The sequence below is a fragment of the Bartonella tribocorum CIP 105476 genome (assembly GCF_000196435.1).
GTDB classification, from domain to species: domain Bacteria; phylum Pseudomonadota; class Alphaproteobacteria; order Rhizobiales; family Rhizobiaceae; genus Bartonella; species Bartonella tribocorum.
This window is the reverse complement of record NC_010161.1, coordinates 1,857,501-1,877,528: the sequence shown is the minus strand read 5'-3', so window position 1 is coordinate 1,877,528 and position 20,028 is coordinate 1,857,501. Positions and strand designations below refer to the sequence as shown.

10 protein-coding genes and 1 pseudogene are annotated in these 20,028 nt (G+C 37.9%); 6 read left to right on the top strand and 5 right to left on the bottom strand.

The features are described from left to right. The first annotated feature begins 3 nt into the window (after positions 1-3). Complete coding sequence (gene gcvP / locus BTR_RS08310) at positions 4-2,799, top strand: aminomethyl-transferring glycine dehydrogenase (protein ID WP_038474649.1); 2,796 nt, start codon at positions 4-6, stop codon at positions 2,797-2,799. Positions 2,800-4,476: 1,677 nt separating this feature from the next. On the opposite strand, the gene alr is transcribed toward gcvP, so the two are convergent. Then, entirely contained in the window at positions 4,477-5,592 is a 1,116-nt protein-coding gene (gene alr, locus BTR_RS08300; protein ID WP_012232155.1) for an alanine racemase, read from the bottom strand. Positions 5,593-6,689: 1,097 nt separating this feature from the next. Between alr and BTR_RS08295 the strand changes: the two genes are divergently transcribed. Both BTR_RS08295 and BTR_RS13485 read left to right on the top strand, forming a co-directional pair. Next, positions 6,690-7,517, top strand: coding sequence for a ferredoxin--NADP reductase (locus BTR_RS08295; protein ID WP_038473839.1), 828 nt, complete (start codon positions 6,690-6,692; stop codon positions 7,515-7,517). 37 nt (positions 7,518-7,554) lie between these two features. Further along, positions 7,555-7,909 (top strand): annotated as a pseudogene (locus BTR_RS13485) (ferredoxin reductase domain-containing protein); the annotation flags it as partial. Here the strand turns inward: BTR_RS13485 and eda are convergent. Beyond that, positions 7,890-8,573: a bifunctional 4-hydroxy-2-oxoglutarate aldolase/2-dehydro-3-deoxy-phosphogluconate aldolase gene (gene eda, locus BTR_RS08285; protein ID WP_012232154.1), complete on the bottom strand. Its 684-nt coding sequence runs from the start codon at positions 8,571-8,573 to the stop codon at positions 7,890-7,892. The pseudogene BTR_RS13485 and the gene eda sit on opposite strands and share 20 nt — an antisense overlap. Before the next feature lie 115 nt (positions 8,574-8,688). Between eda and trhO the strand changes: the two genes are divergently transcribed. From trhO to BTR_RS08265, 3 genes are all read left to right on the top strand, one after another. Beyond that, positions 8,689-9,606, top strand: a complete 918-nt coding sequence (gene trhO, locus BTR_RS08280) for an oxygen-dependent tRNA uridine(34) hydroxylase TrhO (protein ID WP_038474647.1) — start codon at positions 8,689-8,691, stop codon at positions 9,604-9,606. A gap of 2,322 nt (positions 9,607-11,928) precedes the next feature. Then, positions 11,929-13,062: a type III PLP-dependent enzyme gene (locus tag BTR_RS08270; RefSeq protein WP_012232152.1), complete on the top strand. Its 1,134-nt coding sequence runs from the start codon at positions 11,929-11,931 to the stop codon at positions 13,060-13,062. A 77-nt stretch (positions 13,063-13,139) separates the two neighbouring features. Continuing rightward, positions 13,140-13,724: a GNAT family N-acetyltransferase gene (locus BTR_RS08265; protein WP_012232151.1), complete on the top strand. Its 585-nt coding sequence runs from the start codon at positions 13,140-13,142 to the stop codon at positions 13,722-13,724. A 2,882-nt stretch (positions 13,725-16,606) separates the two neighbouring features. On the opposite strand, the gene BTR_RS08260 is transcribed toward BTR_RS08265, so the two are convergent. The 3 genes from BTR_RS08260 to BTR_RS08250 form a co-directional block, all read right to left on the bottom strand. Beyond that, entirely contained in the window at positions 16,607-18,178 is a 1,572-nt protein-coding gene (locus BTR_RS08260) for a DHA2 family efflux MFS transporter permease subunit (RefSeq protein ID WP_012232150.1), read from the bottom strand. A 24-nt stretch (positions 18,179-18,202) separates the two neighbouring features. Beyond that, on the bottom strand, positions 18,203-19,297 hold the full coding sequence (locus BTR_RS08255) for an HlyD family secretion protein (RefSeq protein ID WP_012232149.1): 1,095 nt from the start codon (positions 19,295-19,297) through the stop codon (positions 18,203-18,205). 155 nt (positions 19,298-19,452) lie between these two features. Next, a complete protein-coding gene (locus BTR_RS08250; protein ID WP_012232148.1) occupies positions 19,453-19,845 on the bottom strand; it encodes a Fur family transcriptional regulator in 393 nt (130 codons plus the stop codon). Positions 19,846-20,028 lie beyond the last annotated feature (183 nt).

The window sequence follows — 20,028 nt, the reverse complement described above, 5'->3', positions numbered from 1 at the left end:
GTGATGATCGAGCGTTCTTTTTCTTCTCGACATATTGGGCCTCGTCCTGATGAAACACAAAAAATGCTTGATGTTTTAGAGCTTGATTGTGTTGACACTCTCATTTCTCAAGCGGTTCCAAGCTCTATCCATTTGGGACGTTCACTAAACCTTCCCAAGGCTGCAAGTGAAAACCAAGCCTTAGAAGAACTCTCCAAAATGATGGAGCGTAATTGTGTGCATAAAAGTTTTATTGGGCAAGGATATCATGGAACTTATGTGCCTCCGGTTATTTTACGAAATCTGTTTGAAAATCCAGCTTGGTATACCGCTTATACGCCTTATCAAGCAGAAATTAGTCAAGGTCGTTTAGAGCTTCTGTTTTATTTTCAGACTTTGATTAGTGAACTAACAGGTTTGCCTGTTGCTGCTGCTTCCCTTCTTGATGAAGCAACCGCTTTAGCGGAAGCCAATGCTCTTGCTTTTCGCTTTTTCCGTGAGAAAAAAACAAAAATTTCTCTCCAGAGTCTTTTGCATCCTCAGACTTTGAGTGTTGTGCAAACGCGTGCTGAAACACAAGGCATTCGAATTAGCCGTGAGAGGGAAATTTGTTCTGATACAGCGGCAATTGTTCTCTCTTGGCCCGATACAAAAGGTTCTTTTCATGATTACAGTGAGATCATAAAAGAAGCAAAGTCAAACGGAGCACTGGTTATTGTTGTGGCTGATCCTTTAGCGCTTACTCTTATGGAAGCACCGGCAAAATGGGGGGCGGATATTGTTGTTGGTTCTATGCAGCGTTATGGCGTCCCAATGGGGTTTGGTGGTCCGCATGCTGGTTACCTTGCGGTTAGTGAGGCACTCACGCGTCTTATTCCAGGGCGTATTGTTGGTCAATCTGTGGATACAGAAGGGCGTGTTGGTTTTCGTTTAGCTTTGCAAACACGTGAACAACATATTCGGCGCGATAAAGCGACCTCAAATATTTGTACAGCGCAGGCTTTGTTGGCTAATATGGCAACCGCTTATGCGGTTTGGCATGGGCCAAAGGGTTTACAAGAAATTGCGCAGCGGATTCATCATTTAACATGTCGTTTTGTTGCTGGTTTAGAGGCGGCAGGTGTTTCTTGTGAAGCAGAGTCTTTTTTTGATTGTGTCAGCGTGGTTGTAAAGGGAAAAGCGCAAGAGATTGCGCGTCAAGCCAAGATGAATGGACGCCTTGTTCGTATTTTTGATGATGACACCATTGCAATCAATTTTGATGAATTGTCGACAGAAGAAGATGCTTGTGCTTTAGCAAAGCTTTTGGGGGCACAACTGGTTGATCAGGTTTCTCCACGACTCTTTGGCAAAGAACGGGATGCTGCTTTTCTTTCTCAGCCCTTTTTTCATGCGGTTCATTCAGAGACAGATATGATGCGCTTTTTGCGTCGTTTGGCAGACAAAGATTTGGCGCTGGATCGGGCGATGATCCCTCTTGGTTCTTGTACCATGAAGCTTAATGCAGCGGCTGAATTGATGCCTGTGAGTTGGGCGAGCATGGCCAATATACACCCGTTTGTTTCACAAGAGGATGCGGCGGGTTATTTGGAGATGATCAATCAATTAAATGCGTGGTTGTGTGAAATTACAGGATTTGCGCAAGTCTCTTTTCAACCAAATTCTGGTGCTCAAGGTGAATATGCGGGGCTTTTGGCTATCCGACGCTATTACCACTCACGGGGTGAACATCAACGGACAGTTTGTCTTATTCCAGCGTCTGCACACGGTACCAATCCAGCTTCGGCGCATATGGCAGGAATGGAAGTCGTTGTCGTAAAATGTTTAAGCGATGGCGATGTTGATGTGGATGATCTCAAAATGAAAGCGCAATTGCATAAGGATAAATTGGCTGCTCTCATGATTACTTATCCTTCAACCCATGGTGTTTATGAGGAAAGCATTAAGGAGATTTGTTCTATTATTCATGAAAATGGCGGACAAGTTTATTTTGATGGTGCTAATCTCAATGCACTTGTGGGGCTTGCGCGTCCCGCCGATATTGGTGCTGATGTTTGTCATATGAATCTTCATAAAACATTTGCTATTCCTCATGGAGGGGGTGGTCCTGGTATGGGGCCAATTGGCGTTGCAGCGCATCTTACGTCCTTTTTACCAGGGCATGAACAAGATGGCACAACCCATGCGGTGTCGGCTGCTCCTTATGGAAGTGCCTCTATTCTCGCAATTACGTGGATGTATATTCGAATGATGGGTGCTGATGGCTTAAAGTATGCAACACAAATAGCCATTTTAAATGCTAATTATATTGCTGCACGTCTTTCATCGGCTTATTCTATTCTTTATCGAGGCAAACATGGACGTGTTGCTCATGAATGTATTGTGGATACACGTGTGTTGAAAGATCAGTATGGGGTGAGTGTTGATGATATTGCAAAACGTCTCATTGATTATGGATTCCATGCGCCAACAATGTCGTTTCCTGTTCCGGGAACTTTGATGATTGAGCCAACGGAATCAGAACCAAAAGCAGAGATTGATCGACTTTGTGATGCATTACTCTCTATTGCTGAAGAAGCCAAAAAGGTTGGGAACGGGGTTTGGCCAAAAGACAATAATCCATTGGTGAATGCCCCTCATACAGTCGCAGATACTTTAGATGATGCTTGGGCGCGACCCTATTCGCGACAAGAAGCTGCTTTTCCCAATAGCTCCCTTGATCCAGCCAATAAATATTGGCCTCCTGTATCACGTATTGATAATGTTGCAGGAGACAGAATGCTTATTTGTTCGTGTCCACCATTGGGGAATAGCTATTAAATAAAAATATATATTCAATTTGTTTATTTGCGTAAAAAAAGCCCACACATTTTGTGTGGGTTTTGTACTTATTGATCATGTTACTCTAGCGCTATTTATCTGTTTTCTAGAATTTTCCCTTATTTTTATAACATGAGCAAAATCGAAAAAGTTGATAAAAAAGCTGTGGTATATAGGCGATAGCTATGCTCTCCTTTGTCTTTTATCGTATGATTTAGTTTTAGTGATGAGGCACATCAGTTGTTTCTAGTCAGACAATCCACATAAACGAAAGCGAAACTTATGGGGACAGGGGCCAGTTTATTGCGTTGGTTGTGATACTACTCTTACCAAGGAGCCCACATGACCCATTGCAGAAAGAATAAAATCAATTTGAGTGCTTTTGATAAGAAAGGCAGGCGAAATCCTGTTGTCGCATCTCGTCAGTCTTTCATATTTTCGAGCTAAGATTTCGAGCCAAGAATTGTCTCAATATTTCTCTTCAATCTGCTCTTTATGAATATGACGCAAAAATATGTACGAAACCCTGTAAGAATAGGTAAACGCAAAGCCAAATGCTATCATGGTTGCTTTTTACAGAGCCTCTTGTAAAACAACGGGATATCTTTCCAGTTCATTGCAGGTTATTTTTTGACTTTATGGCATTATTTTCCTGAGAGTGCGTATGCTTTAGCTGTTGCCTATCAATCCACATCCAAATCTAACACAGCAGCATATTTGAGCCAGAGATTGAAGAGAAAAAGAGCTTTATGAGCAAGTTCCAGCTTTTTTATGCCAGATGAGGGCGAGGGGATTGCGTCTCTCTGTTGGCGTAATCTTTAAAACTAGAAGACAATTTCATTTTGGAAAAATGTAAAAGCTGTAAAGGTAAAAATCAATCTCCAGTTCGTCATCTCCTTTTAATTTAGCTTTACAGATTTCAAAAGCATCTAAAATAATGTTTTTTAATAATGGAGCTTCCACATTGCCTCATGCTTTTGTTTATTGTGTTCTTTAATGAGGTCACGACCCTCATGTAAAATAGAATGCCCCAAACAGAATATATTTGGGTTGTTAATCCACTTTGTTTTAAAGAGACCTTTCGCTTCCAATCTTATTTTGCGACGGCGGTTCGTGAAGGGTATATCGTACAAATCTATTGGGTATCCCATCTTTATGCTTGTGAAGGCGTAATCCGGCATCATCATATACTGCTTTCACACACTTCGCGAGAGTGCTTAATGGTATAAAACCCTTGGGATTTGGGATGATTTATAAGAAGTATTTATTTCCTTATTAAACGATTTTTATACAGTCTAGTTTACGGCATGCAAGCAAATAACTTTGATTGCTTCACGATGAACGAGGGAAAAAGGCTAAAAACGAGAGAAACTTACGAGATTGGCTGTTTTGTTCCATATGTAGAGAATGAATATTTTGACCAAATTGGGCATTCATTTTAAAAACTTGGCAATGAATTCTTTTCCGTTAATTTATGTGAAAAAGAGGTTTAATTTTTGTGTTTTGGGTGAAGTCCACTTTTATAAAATAGCCTATCAACTTGTCTATTGGGGGAACTTGTGAATATGCGGTGTCTCATGATCATTTTATGCGATTAATTGTTGTAAAATCTTTCGGTAAAGCTTTCTGATTTTTTAAGATAATGATTTTTATCAGTTTATTTGTTTAAAAAGTCTTTCATGTGTAAATGTATCTATAGCGTGATCCAAGAGATGTTAGAATTTCATTGGGAAGGGTGTTGGCGTCTGTAGCCACCTTTTCAAGTGTTTGATGGGGTCCAATGAGTTCAATCCAGTCACCTGTTTGAGGTTTTTGATCAAGATCGGTTGTATCTACAATAATAGAATCCATAGAAACGCGCCCAACCATGGGAAGTTTATATCCATTGAAATAAACGGTTCCCTTATTCGAAAGAGCACGCAGCCAACCATCTGCATAGCCAATAGAAATGGTTGCAAGAGTGCTTGGTCTGCTGGTAATAAAAGTTTCTCCATAACCAACAGGTGTGCCTATATCAACAACACGGTTTTGAAGAACTTGGGCTTCAAGTCTTAAAACAGGTTTTAGAAGGGATGCGTGTTTTCCTGAAGGGTCGCTTCCGTACAGTGCAATACCGGGGCGAACAAGATCAAAATAAAAATCCGAGCCTAAAAAAATACCTCCAGAATTGGCAAAGGAAGCTCTACAAGGCGGCAGTTGCGCAAGGATTGTTTTGAAAGAGGTTAATTGGGCATCATTTGATGGGTGGGTATTATCTTCTCCGTTAGCAAGGTGACTGAGAATATATTTTATGTTTGCGTTTTCAAAAATTGTAGGGCGTTTGATGAGTTTTTGTAATTCTTTTTGATCAAGTCCCAATCGATTCATATGGGTATCGATTTGAACAATTGCGGGAAATTTTTTATCTTTTTTTTGACAAATTTTTTGCCAATTTTCAATGGCATTCCAAGAGTTCAGAACAGGCACAATACCAGACTGTGCAACAAACTCTTCTGCTAAGTGTGGAAGCCCGTTAAGAAGAGCAATCATGACATTGGATGGTAAAATGCTTTTTAAGTGCAATGCTTCTCTGATTTGGGCGACAAAAAAAGTACGACACCCCGCTTGATAAAGGGCCGGAGCAATTTTGTGCGCTCCTAGCCCATAGGCATTTGCTTTTACAACGGCTGAACATTCTGTTGGCGCTACACGTTTGGCTAAAGTGATATAATTGGCAACAATGGCACTGACATCAATGGTGGCTACAGCTGTATAGAGTGATGTCTTTATTTCATCATTAACGGATTTGTTCATTTTAAAATCTTATCTTGGTTCGTGAGTATGGCTTTTTTCTTTAGTTATTTCACAGAGGTTTCTTATGATATAGGAAAAGATACTGTTTGCTGCGGTCAAAATCATAAGCTTCTCATACTGAATTATGTACCATGAAAGCCATTTTTTATCTAAAATGGTACTTTGGATCTAAGAGATATTTTAGTTTTATTTGTGTTGTTAGCAACACGGTATTTTCTGATAACTTGTGAAACATAGACTTTTGATTTTTACTTATTTTCTCTTGTTAAGGCATATTAAAAAAATAAAGCATAATTTATTGTATTCTTTTGAAGAGCGCAATATCATGCTGTTATTGTGGGAGGGCTCATAAACAGACATGGCTTATTTATTGCAAGAGAATGCAAAATGATAAATTGTCTACTCTCAAGTAATAAATTATAAGCAATGGCTTACAAGCCTTTTTCCACGGAGGTGAGCGATCACTCGTATGTGCAATTTGGAGCGTTATCTCATGCACTTAAAGTTATTTTTATCAAATGGGTAAAGAGTATGTAAACACTTGCTGATCCATTAAAAGCCGTGGATTTGGATATTATTTGTTTTCAAGATGGATTGGGTATTCAATATTGGCTTTCTATCTTTTGGTTGGTTCTCATTGAAATTAATTTTATCGATCATAGAGAGCATTAGACTCATTTATTGACTGAAAGAACATTGTGAGAAAAGGTTAGTAAGGAAAACAAATAGATGTAATGCTGGAAATTTTGTTGGGGAGTTGTGCGCTTGTCGTTCAATCCACAGAAGTTTTTTCTCTCTTAATTTTAAGGTTTTCGGTTATAATTTTTGCAAAGAGAAAGAGTGCTGTCGCATTATAATGTCTCATATTGCATTATGTGTTAAAGCAGAAAAGAGTGTGGTGATTGTTTAATATCCAATGTTTTTATTTTTCTTTGGGGTTGAGGTGTATTCGTATTTTTCTCATTGGATTAAATTTGACACAAAGGTGTTAATCTTAAGGCTTTTGATTTAAGAAAATTGTTGGCAGATGATTATACAAGGACTATACCACATTAGGGATTCTAAATTTAACGTTCAATAAAGATATGGGGAAGAGTATGAATACGTCTGCTACCAATGTTCCGTCAAACATCAGCAGCGTTGCAGATTTTCCGATTCCTGCGAATGTATTCGCTCTTACTGTTCAAGAGGTTTGTCACTATACCGATCGGTTATTTAAATTTCGCTTGAATCGTCCAGAAAGTTTTCGTTTTCGTTCAGGTGAATTTGTTATGATTGGTTTGCCAAATGCAGAAAAGCCGATTTATCGTGCTTATTCGATTGCAAGCCCCTTTTGGGATGAACAGCTTGAGTTTTTTTCGATAAAAGTTCCAGGCGGGCCATTAACCGAGCATCTGCAAAAAATTAAAATCGGTGATACAGTTCTCATGCGTAAAAAATCTACAGGAACGCTGGTTCTTGATGCTCTTATTCCTGGGAAACGCCTTTATCTTCTTTCAACTGGTACAGGAGTTGCTCCTTTTGCAAGCCTTATTCGTGATCCTGACACTTATGAGAAATTTTCAGAAGTTATTCTTATTCAAACAACACGTGAAAAGAATGAGTTGACTTATGCAAAAGATCTTGTTTGTTCTTTGCAACAAGATCCACTTATTGGGACATATGCACAACAGTTGAAATTTTACCCTATGACCACTCGTGAATCTTCTGAGCATATGGGACGTATTACGACTGTTATGGAGAGTGGCTGCTTTTTTGAAACAACCGGTCTGCCCAAAATTCATCCTGATGAAGATCGGGTGATGATTTGTGGTTCCATGGCCATGTTAAAAGATTGTGCAAGGATGTGTGAAAGCTTTGGTCTTGTTGAAGGGGCCAATAATGCTCCCGCAACTTATGTCGTAGAGCGTGCTTTTGTAGAGTGATGGTGGGGGTTGGTTTTTTTGCAACAACTGACCTAATCTTCTTCCAACCGGTACGAGGATTGCTCCTTTTGCAAGCCTTATTCGTGATCCTGACACTTATGAGAAATTTTTAGAAGTTATTCTTATTCAAACAACACGTGAAAAGAATGAGTTGACTTATGCAAAAGATCTTGTTTGTTCTTTGCAACAAGATCCACTTATTGGGACATATGCACAACAGTTGAAATTTTACCCTATGACGACTCGTGCCCCCCCCCGAGCATATGGGGCGTATTACGATTGCTATGGAGAGTGGGTGATGATTTGTGGTTCCATGGCAGGTGTTAAAAGATTGCACAAGGATGTGTGAAGGTTTTGGTCTTGTTGAAGGGACTAATAATGTTTCCGCAACTTCAAGTTGTCGAGTGCGCTTTTTTTGAGAGAGGAAAGTTGTGATGCAGTATGCGCTAATGCACTAATCGAATCCCAATCCTTTGTTGCAATGAGCTGTTGAGGCGCTATCCAAGAACCGCCAACGCAAAAGACATTAGGAAGTTGGAGCCATTGTATAGAACTTTTTTGTGTTATACCACCTGTAGGGCAAAAGAAGATTTCAGAGAAAGGAGATGCTAAGGATTGGATGAAGGCAAGGCTTCCAGCGGCTTCAGCTGGGAAAAATTTAAGATATGAATAGCCTTTATCTAATGCTTGCATGAGTTCGCTTGGGGTCATTGCACCAGGAAGAAGGGGAATTTCACTATTTTTTGCACAATTGATTACTTCATTGGATAATCCGGGGCTTACAATAAATTTTGCTCCAGCTTGTTCAGCTTGTTCGTAGTGTGTTGTGTTGAGAATTGTTCCGGCTCCAACAATTGCTTCAGGGACTTCTTGTGTAATTGCCTTAATTGCTTGGAGGGCGTTTGGTGTTCGCAAGGTGATCTCAATTGTTTTTAATCCACCTTTGACAAGGGCACGTGCTAAGGGTATAGCACTTTGTATATTGTCAATGAGCAAAACAGGTATCACAGTTTGTCCTTGGAGATATAATAAAAGCTTTTCTCTTTTTTGACACATGATATTCTTTCTTTTTGGAAATGATATTGTTTATATCGTTTGATTAAGCACAATATGTTAAAGAGTACGTGAATAGATCTTGAAATTGAATGAAACGCGCGTTATGGCAAAATACATGGAAAAGAATTTTAAAGTTGCTGCACTTTATTGCTTTGCAGATTTGAAGCATTATCGTCAATTACAAAAGCCTTTGCAGGATTTATGTCAAGCAAAGGATATCAAAGGGACCCTGCTTTTAGCACAAGAGGGAATTAATGGAACTGTTGCTGGTTCTTGTGAAGCGATTGAGGCGTTGGTGGATTTTATTACGGCTGAGCCAGCGTTTCAAACACCGGAGATTAAATATTCATGGGCATCAAAAATGCCTTTTCATCGCATGAAAGTACGGTTGAAAAAAGAAATTGTAACAATGGGGGTTGAAGGGGTTGATCCGCTAAAAGTTGTTGGTACTTATGTGGACCCTGAAGATTGGAATGCTCTTATTCAAGATGAAGAGACAATTTTGATCGATACACGGAATGATTATGAATATGCCATTGGGAGTTTTCAAGGAGCGATTGATCCGCAGATTAAAACATTTCGCGAATTTCCTGAATGGGTGCGTCAACATGAAGCTGATTTAAAGAGAAAAAAGAAAATTGCTATGTTTTGTACAGGCGGTATTCGGTGTGAAAAATCAACAGCTTATGTTCGTGAACTTGGTTATGAGCAAGTGTACCATTTAAAAGGAGGGATTTTAAAATATTTAGAAAAAATTCCAAAAGAGGAAAGTTTATGGTGGGGAGAATGCTTTGTTTTTGATGAGCGTGTTTCTGTTCAACATGGTCTTGAAGAATGTGGACGCGAACTCTGTCGTGCGTGTCGTTCTCCTCTGAATGCTGAAAGCAAATTGTCACCTCATTATGAGGAAGGTGTTTCCTGTGAGGCTTGTTATAACACACGTAGTGAAGCTGATAGAGAGCGTTTTCGTGAGCGTCATAGGCAGTTCCAATTGTTGAAGTTACGTGCAATTGATTCTCATCAAGGGACGTAAGAATATCGTCGTCTAGGGCTTTAAATTTTAGCGTTTTTTTCTTAAATTGAAGAGAGAAGAGGTTTTTGATCTCTTAGAAAAAGTTTTATAAGACCGGATATTGTTCGGTCTTTTTGTTTACGTTAAATTATTTGATTTATAAGTAATCATTATAATCGTTCGCTCTTCTTAAATTTTATGGGATTGAGTAGTGCAAATACTTTCATTTTAAAATGGAAAAGTCGTTTACTACCAGTTTAGCACATTGATTTATAATAATTGACTGTTTACATGTTGAATAAGAGATCTCAATATCGTGAAGATTCTCTCATTCCAGGTCTGTTTTTGTGATTGAATCAATCAAAACCATATCTTTTCCACATGATAGCGGGGAAAGTCGCGTGGCGTAAAACGATACAAGAAAGACATGTCTTTTATGAGGCGTCTCAAATATCAAGGGCTGTCGCAACATTGGAGGCTAAGTGTGTGATGATGATCGGCTTGCTCTTTTATGAAGCCTAGAGATGGTGGGGGCCAATAGATTTTATATTATGCTATGGGGGGACCATTATATCATTTACGTTTGCTGGTGTGAAATGGATTCTAGCACTTTAAGAAAAGTTTCTTTAAAGAAAGCACGTGAAGATACAAGCCAAGCCTATTCCGTTTGGGGTATTCTGTTTTGTATGAGGGACGTGATTCCATTAAAGAAGCGATAAACAAAAGCGTGAGGTAATGCTTAATTTTCGTGATTTAAAAGGCATTGCTTTAGATGCTTTTGAAAACCGTAAAGCTGAATGAAAAAATGATGGTAAAAATGGCTACAGGGTTTGAAATTTCATACTCTTCCCAAATTAGGCTGTCTCTTCGTTTCATTATAGTGGAGGCAGATCTGTAGCTTAAGGGAAAAGCGTGTGAATGAATAAATGACTCACTTAAGAGAAGATGAAAAAGCAGCTGTAAGGTTTAAGAGAAATAGAATGATGATAGGTGATTATAATTTCAGAATTTAAATATATTATATTGATTTATAATGATAATTTAGTTTTTTAAAATATTTGAATATTGTGAAATTTACTTCTTTCAGACTGGATGCTGGCGAATCATATTAATCCCATTCATTTGTACACTACATGCGGGAGTGATGTGTGGCGAAAAACATTTAAGATAATATGGTACATCTCAATGTCGGTGTTTCTGAAATAGTAGGCGTTAGCAGATAGAATGGGGGCGTTTGTTTATAATTTCATAAATATAAAGAAGATGAATATGCAGTTGAGTTATACCATACCAGCTGCGGGGGATTTTGCATGGTATCTTGCTTAAGGATGCGGTGAAATGGACGTTGGAAACACGGATGTTTTTTTAGGATATCAATGAGCAAGATAATAGTACTTTGTTTGGGGGCAAGGATATCATTATTTTTAAAGATGAAGCTGCTTCAGTCAGGATATTCTTAGATTCTAATGTTGGTATTCCTTACTTTTGAAAGGATTTATAAGAGGTATTCTACTCTTTTTTCAACCGTTATGCTGTTTTATACTTGTGATGTGCAAGAGATATGATTTTGATTGATTCATTATAAGAGAGGGGGAAATAAAAGCATTTTACGCTGGGATTCTTGTTTAGGGGCAAAATTATCAAATTATAAATTAATGAGGTGAGTACGGTATTTTCCATGGACATGGATGATGTTTGAAAACTGCATAGGGAAGCTGAAAAAAGAGGCACTTTTAAAGAAAGACAGTAATTTATGTTGCGCAGATGGTGTAGGGGAATGATCCTATGAAAGTGGTTGGATGGCTTTATCTGGTGGAGGGGAATGTTGCTTTTTCGCATCATATTTTCTTTAAGAATTAAAAAATGCTTAAAATTAAAAAAATCATTGAAATGAGAAAGGATTCGTTTTATAGGAATTCTTGCCCAAAGTCGCACGTGCCTGTGGGTGTCCGCTGGTTCTCAAATGGTGAGGTCAACCGGTACGGTACCTGGAACTAACCGCTCCAGTCATTCTTACAGCCAATTGTAAGAATGAGGACATCTTGAAGCAACGACGGTGCGGGCCTTTCTGGTGTCTTCCAGCCATACAAATGCTGGGATAACTATAGAGGCACACCTCATTGCCTTCAGTGCGGAAGTGGTTTTCTCAACTCCAATCAAAAAGGCAGATAAATATAGAATGACGCGGCTTTCGCGCTGTTCTTTCGCTGCATGCAATGCTAATTTCTGGTTTTTTGTGATCAGAATGGGGATGGTTGTTGTGTGTTTTTTGTCCTTTGGCTTTTGGCAGTTTTGGCTGTCCAAGCATAGAGTGGGGGAGCATTCCCTCAAGGAGAATTGCAGATGGCAACGCAACGTATTCGCGATTTTCTTGCAACGCATCGTTCTGAAGGTCCATGCTTAATTGTTGATCTTGATGTTGTTCGTGACAACTATTTAAATTTTAAAAAAGCTCTGCCGCAGTCTCGTATTTTTTACGCAATAAAGGCCAATCCAGCTCCTGAAATCTTGCGTTTGCTAAGTTCTTTAGGATCTTCTTTTGATGCGGCTTCTGTTGCAGAAATTGAAATGGCTTTAAAAGCAGGGGCAACGCCAGAGCGTATTTCTTTTGGGAATACGATTAAAAAAGAACGTGATATCGCACAAGCCTATGCATTGGGTGTTTCACTTTATGCGGTTGATTGTATTGAAGAAGTGGAAAAAATTGCACGTGCGGCTCCAGGAGCGCGTGTTTTTTGCCGAGTTCTTACCGATGGAAAAGGGGCAGAGTGGCCATTGTCACGCAAATTCGGTTGTGTCCCTGCTATGGCAGTTGATGTGTTAAAACATGCACACCAATTAGGTTTGCAAGCTTATGGTGTTTCTTTTCATGTTGGCTCTCAGCAGGTTGATCTGAGTGCGTGGGATCGTGCTTTATCGGATGCTGCTATCGTTTTTAAAAATTTGGAACAAGAAGGTATTTCATTGAAGTTGGTGAATATGGGTGGTGGTTTTCCAACGCGTTATTTGAAAGATGTTCCTACAGAACAAGTTTATGGTACGGCAGTTTTTGATTCATTAAAAAAGCATTTTGGTAATCGTATTCCTGAGACGATTATTGAGCCAGGGCGTGCAATGGTTGGCAATGCTGGTGTTATTCGCACAGAAGTTGTTCTGATCTCTAAAAAAGCGGACAATGATAATGTCCGATGGGTTTATCTTGATATTGGGAAATTTAATGGTCTTGCCGAAACGATGGATGAAGCCATTCGTTATCCTATTGAAACCTCTCATGATGATAAGGTTATGGAGCCTTGTATTTTGGCTGGACCAACATGTGATTCGGCAGATGTTCTCTATGAAAAAACACCTTATCCGCTTCCTTTATCTCTAACGATTGGAGATAAGATATTGATTCATGGAACGGGAGCTTACACAACAACTTACGCATCTGTCGCCTTTAATGGTTTTGAACCTTTACGATCGTATGTGATCTGATATTTCCTTTTAACTATAGGTTTTTTTAGATTTTTTGCTATGCTCGTCATTGCGCTATAAGAGGATGGATCATTAAGATGAACATGATTAATTTTCAAACAAAAAATGGGGCATGTTTTACACTTTTATTGGAGCAAGAAGCAGACAAGCCTTATCGAGAAATTTTGCTTGATGCAACAATGGGGCGTGGACGTAAACGTAAATCATCAGAAGCTTTACGTCGTGGTCGGTTAGCGGCTCAAGGGCTTTCTTTTGTGGTTAAAAATGCACTTGGAGAACTTGTGGGGAGTGTTCGTCTTTGGCATGTTGCTTTTTTAAAAGAAAAAAATGAAACACAACATGCTTTACTTTTGGGACCTTTGGCTGTTGCAGCTGAATGCGCTGGTATGGGAATAGGGTCAATTTTAGTTCGCCATGCAATTGAAACAGCCAAAAAATTAGGATATGGCGCTATTTTATTGGTAGGAGATTTTGAATTTTATCAACGTTTTGGTTTTTCAAATCGCTTAACAGAAAATTTGGCAATGCCTGGTCCTTACGAAAAGCATCGTTTTCAAGCTTTGGAACTGATACCACACTATCTTTCTGGATGTTATGGCACTTTGGTTGCTCGTGGAGAACGAGAAGTTTCTAAACGTTTTCAGCATCATAAAGTGGCTTGAAGATTGTATTTATTTCATTTTTCAACAGTGCTAGATTGAGAGAGAGCATATTGGTTGATAGTAAAGAGTTTGTACAAAGTTTGGGGGCGTTGCTTTGCGATTATTTTATATGGCTCTTTTATAGAGCTATTTCTTGTTTTTGATCGTTTCAATTAAGGTCGTAGGAATATATTTAAAGCTCATTTTTTTGAGGTAGTGTTCTTTTCTCAGATGATGGCATATAATATCAAAAAAACACAATAAATTCAATAGTTTGCGTGAAATTATTTTATATGAATCCACTTAAGAATCTACACATTTATACGTGATTCATTTGACCATTTTTTATATAGGACTGCCATGTATGAATAGACCATAAAAATTAAATCATGATGTAAATATTATAACGCATGTGTGCATTCAAATAAAATGAAAAGCAGTTATCATTCATAACAGTTTATAAATCTTATGATACGTTTTTTATCACGGCACAAATCGCATTATTAAAAATTTAGTTGTTTGGAATTATCGGTAACATAAATTGCATACGTTTAAAGAATGGTATGAGTTTTGCTCTTTTTTGAGCGAAACCTTCAAAGGAATAATCGTTTGAAACTGTTATAAGCTTATAGGTTTAATTTATAAAGATTGCATAAAAGGATTAAGGACAAGATCGCTTTTAAAATGCTTTCTAAAAATTTAGAAAACGATAAAGAGGTATTTTATATCTTATGAAATCAAAAGCCTTTTAGTAACATAACGCAAGCAAGCAAAAAACGTTTTAAAAGTTATATTTAAAGCACAGAGCCCAAATATGGACTGAGTGATTTTAGTCACCCCAAATTTGGGGACATCTATTGAGACAAAGAGAAGCAAGTAAAATTGAAAACCATTGTAACATCATAAGGCATGAGCTTTTTCTAAATTTTTAGAAAAAGCCACTCTGTTTAAAGAATGCTCTATTCTAAGATAATGCCCCCAAAATTGGGGCTGTTGATTTTTAAAGAAATTAAGTTTTAATGAAAAGTGAAAATACGCTTATGAGAACCTCTCTAAATGAACGTTTAAACGTTGAAACATAAAATGAGATGATTTTAAGAAACGTTTGAAACTGATGTTTTATAAACAATTATAAGCTTATTATTTTTTCATTTGTTTAAGAGGCATTTTCTTTTGATTGTATTGAGATGAATCTAAAAAGCGTTTTGATTTGTTTAATAGGTTTTGATTTTAGAATGTAAGTTATTTGAATTCACTCAATTCAATTTTGATCTTAGTATATTGAAACGTTTTAAAAGAAGCATTTTAATGATGTGCTTTGTTTTAAATAACCACCTCACAAAGGAGGGTGTTATGATTAATACGTTTGAGAGCAAAGAAAAGCATTTATAGGCTCTCTCATTCAAATGAGTGATTAAAGATCATACGCATCATACATTCCTTTCGATAAGTTTTCATATCTTTAATAGAGCGCTTGCAATATGATACCTTTTGTATATGAACTAACGCCTCCGTTGTGGATGATTAATTTTAATCATTAGAATCGTTCTTAGAAAGCCGCATCATCAATTGAAAGGAACCAAATTCTTGAGTGATTTTGGATGCGTTAGCTATCATCATAAAATTTTCTAGCTTTAATATCATTGGCCGCATTAGTCGATCTTGTATCGAGACAGTTTATATTTTCCTGTTTTTGATGCACAAGGGTATGGTTTTGATTGATTTATCATGAATAGCTTTCAAATAGGAAGCTATTTACGATATTCAGATTGCTTATTATAATATGCAATAATATGCACGATGATAAGCTATGATGATAAATCAATGTATTCTGACAGCGAGAGCTTCTCGTTTGTGCGCTTAAATTTTTCATATCAGAAATGATTACTTGACTATCGGGAAAAAGATATCGAAAGCTTTTCTAAGGTATTTGGGGGTAGATTCGATATGGACGAATGTGCGTTTTTGAGGGATTAAATAGGTGTATGGACGTTTATATTGAAGATGTGAGGGAAATTTTGCTGTCGTCAACAGTTGTGGACTTACCATGGTAAGAGTAGGGCATAGAAGGTGATCATTCATTGATCAATTTTATTTAAAAAGAAAGAAATTTTATACCATTTTAGCGCTTGCTGAAAGGGAAGTGGCTTAGGAAAGAAAAAAATGCGGCTGTAGAATCAAAAGTGTAGATATCCGCTTTTTTGAAAAAAATCCATTATTACTTTTTTGCTATAAAAACAAACTGTTTTGCAATAAGCATGAAAGTGTCGAAGATAGGATGATTTTCTTATTTCAAATTTTCGTATTCAGAATCAAAAAATTTTGTCCTGTATGTTATTATTAGGGAAATGGGGACCTAAATAAAAATCACGAGAGTCTCTTTTATGAATCTCCTCCAAAAGAAGGCAATCATGGGAAATCAGAAAAGAAAACGATGATATAAATATTCTTGTAAGTTTTAAAAGTGCAAAAACAACCAAAACAGTTTCCATCCCAAGAATTGACTGAAAGTCTGCTACAAAAAGTGAAGCATAAAGAATCTTATAGGATAGTTTTTATAAGTGGGTCGTAAAATGAGGCTGCAAAATAAATAGCAGGAACAAATATTCTTTTAATGTTTTTTTCACTCTATGATGAAAGATCAAAAATCTTATAAAAATAGCTGCTTCGTTTTTATGGTGTGCAAGAGTTTAAATAAGCTCTTTGTTTGTTATCATCTAAAATAAGTTTTCATGTGAGATGTTATTTTAAAGTGCATAAAGAGTTTATCTTGAAAAAAATTTTTATCAGAAGAATCACTTAGAAGCACGTGTTGATTCATATTGTCTATTGAGAAGAGATAAAGTGAAAAGAAATCGAAGAAAGTGATAAAGATAAAAAGCATTCTTCAATTTTAATTAAGTTTAGTGATTTGGTGGAGAATCAATGAGGGGCGGTATTTTTTTGAGAAAAATGGTCATAAATGTCAAAAGACCAAAGATAATGGTTATAATAAAGAAAATATCACTAAAAGCCATAATCATTGCTTGTATGCGTGCCATACCAGACAATTGAGAAAGAGCAAGCGTATACGAATCAAAGGTTTCTGTCTTGAAAAATAAAGTAAACTTTGAAAGCATTTCAGTTGCTTGTCTGTTTGCGTAGTTCAGCGTTTCGGCTATTCGTTCGTAATGGAAGTCTGTGCGTTTTGTCATGAGAGTGCTGATAATGGCAAGCCCTACAGCTCCACCCAGATTCCGTGTGAGATTAAAAAGTCCAGAAGCATTTTGCATGCGTTCTGGCGGCAGTGTTCCTAAGGCAATGTTATTAACAGGAACCATACATAACATTACAGAAGCACCACGGAAAACTTGTGGCCAAAAGAGTTGCCAAAAGTCCCAGTTATCTGTGATAGAACTCGCCATCCAAGTTCCTATTGCAAAGCCCAAAAGTCCTATCGCCATCATCAAACGTGCATCCATTCGTGCGGAAAGATATCCAGCAAGAGGTGCCGTTAATAACATGACAAATCCTGAAAGGAACAATGTTTCTCCAATCATGAGCGCATCATAATGACGGATTTGGCCCAAATAGACAGGATAAAGATATGTGAGCCCATAAAGGCCTATTCCCAAAGAAAAGGAAAAAATGGATGCAGCAGAAAAATTAAAATTAGAAAAGGTTGTAAGATCAACAATAGGCTCTTTTGCGGTAAATGCGCGCCAGAAGAAGAGGGCGGCAGACAAGATCATGATAATGAATAAGTCCCGAATCAGCCGATCATTTAGCCAATCATGACGTGCGCCTTCTTCTAGGACATACTCTAAAGTTCCCAGAAAAACAGCCATAGAAATGAGCCCCAACCAGTCAAATTTAGCCATGAGAGATGGATTGGCTTTATCAAAATCAATCAATTTCCAAGCGAGAATCGAAATAATAATCCCAAAAGGCACATTGATGAGAAAAAGCCAATGCCATGATAAGAGATGGCAGAGATAACCGCCGACTGTTGGACCAATAGTGGGGGCTAACGTTGCGACGAGTCCAACAATAGGGGTAACAACTGGGCGTTTGGAAGGAGGAAAAAGAACATAAGAGGCGACAAAAACGCTTGGGATAATTCCACCACCAATAAAACCTTGGAGCGCGCGGTAGATAATCATTTCTCCAATAGATGTTGCTGTTGCACAAAGAACAGAAGTAATCGTAAACCCGACTGCTGATATGGTGAAGAAAACGCGTGTTGAAAGCAATCTTCCTAAAAATCCAGAAAGAGGTAACATGATGACTTCAGCGATGAGATAGGAGGTTTGAACCCATGAAATTTCTTCAGAGCTTGCAGCAAGACCAGCTTGAACTTCTGCTAAAGAGGAGGCAACGATTTGTATATCCAAAATCGCCATAAACATGCCAAAGGCCATAACGATGAAAATCACAATGTTACGGATTTCTATGCGCTCTTGAGACTGTATGGGCTTTGGTATCGAAGATGTCATAATAATGAGGTCATTTACTTGTTATTATAAGAGGCTTTTATCTTGTGGTTTTGTCCGTGTATCAACTTCTACTGAAACACTCATTCCTGCTCGAATATGTCCGGTCTTTAAGATTTCCTCTGGAATAGAAATACGTACCGGAATACGTTGGACAATCTTTGTAAAGTTACCCGTCGCGTTTTGTGGAGGAAGAAGAGAAAAAACAGCACCCGTTGCGGGTGAAATAGAAAGCACTGTTCCTGTAAAGACCTCCTTTTCGAAGGCATCAACAGAAATATAAGCCTTTTGTCCCGCATGAATATTTTGCAACTGTGTTTCTTTATAGTTTGCTTCGATATAAAGTGCATGGATGGGGACTAATGCTGCAAGGCGTTGGCCATTTACAACAAAATCTCCCGTTTTTGCTGTTAAATTTCCTATAATTCCATCAAATGGTGCACGTATAATGGTTGAATTAAGATCACGTTGTGCTTTTTCACGAGAAAGTTCTAAACTCTTTGTTTGGCTTTCTGTTTCACTTCGTTGTGCTTCGAGCACTTGGATATTGGCGCGTGCTGCGGCGATTTGTGCGTCCGCACGGTTAACATTTGCGATAGCTTGTTCATAAGCTGATTTGGCATCATCAACATCAGATTGGGGAGCATAACGATTCTCTTTAAGTTCTGTTACACGTTTTAAGGTGAGTTGTGCATTGGTTGCGATGGCTGAAGCGGCTGCTTTTTGCGCTTTTGCATCATCTAAGCTACTGTGAGCAGCTGTGATTTGTGCATCAATGCGTAGAAGTGTTTTTTTCTGTGTGTTAAGACGCGCTTCTGTTTGATCCAAGGCGATTTGATAATCACCATTGTCTAAGTAAAATAAAATATCGTCCTTTTTTACGATTTGGTTGGCTTTAATCGCAATTTTTTCAATATATCCGTTTAATTTCGGAGCAATAGCTGCGATATCTCCTTGCACATAGGCATCTTCAGTAGAAAGCATATAACGCCAATGCGTTATCCACTTATAGCCAAACCAAAGTACAAAAAGTGCAAAGACGATAAAAAGAGCCTTGATTATTTTTTTTTGTTTTGTTTTATCGAGGTTTTTTGTTGAAAAAATTGTCTCAGATATGGACATGATTTATACTTCCAATATTTATGTTCCAACGCGTATAATAAGCCTATCACTACGGGGTAGTGTGATATACATGCAAGGGCGATAAGAGCTTTTCAAACAATCAGTTAATTTTCGATACATAATACTAAATATACTAAGCTTGCAAGTTAGAGGTCTTACTTTGTTGCGCATTTTTTACAAAGTCCTCGTACTTCTAGGGTGCTTTTGTGTGCTTGGAAGTCAATCGCTTGAACCATTTGTTTTAAACTCGATACAATCATTTGATTTTGTATTTCATTGACTGTGCCACAGTTTTCGCAAATTATAAAAGTTGTAAGTTCATGTTGACATTTCTCAGGATGTAAACAGACCATAAAGGCATTTACACTTTCAAGGCGATGAATACACTTTAATTGTACGAGTTTTTCTAATGCACGATAAACTTGGAGAGGTGCGCGAAAACCTTCTTCGCGTAATTGGTCAAGAATCGCATAAGCACTTAAAGGCCCTTTTGCATTCTTTAAAGTGTTCAAAACCAATATTTGGTTACGCGTTAGTTTCGATGACATTGACATCTTCCTTTTGCTCTCATGGAAAAGCATAAAGCGTGTAAGATGTTTATGCAATGGTAATGACAGAATATGTAGCCTGTCTTTTAGTCTTTTGCATGATATGCGTTGTGATATTTAAGGAGATTTATAACCTGTTGTGAGAGGAGGGGGCTTATGATCGAAGAGTAGCCGTTATTCTGC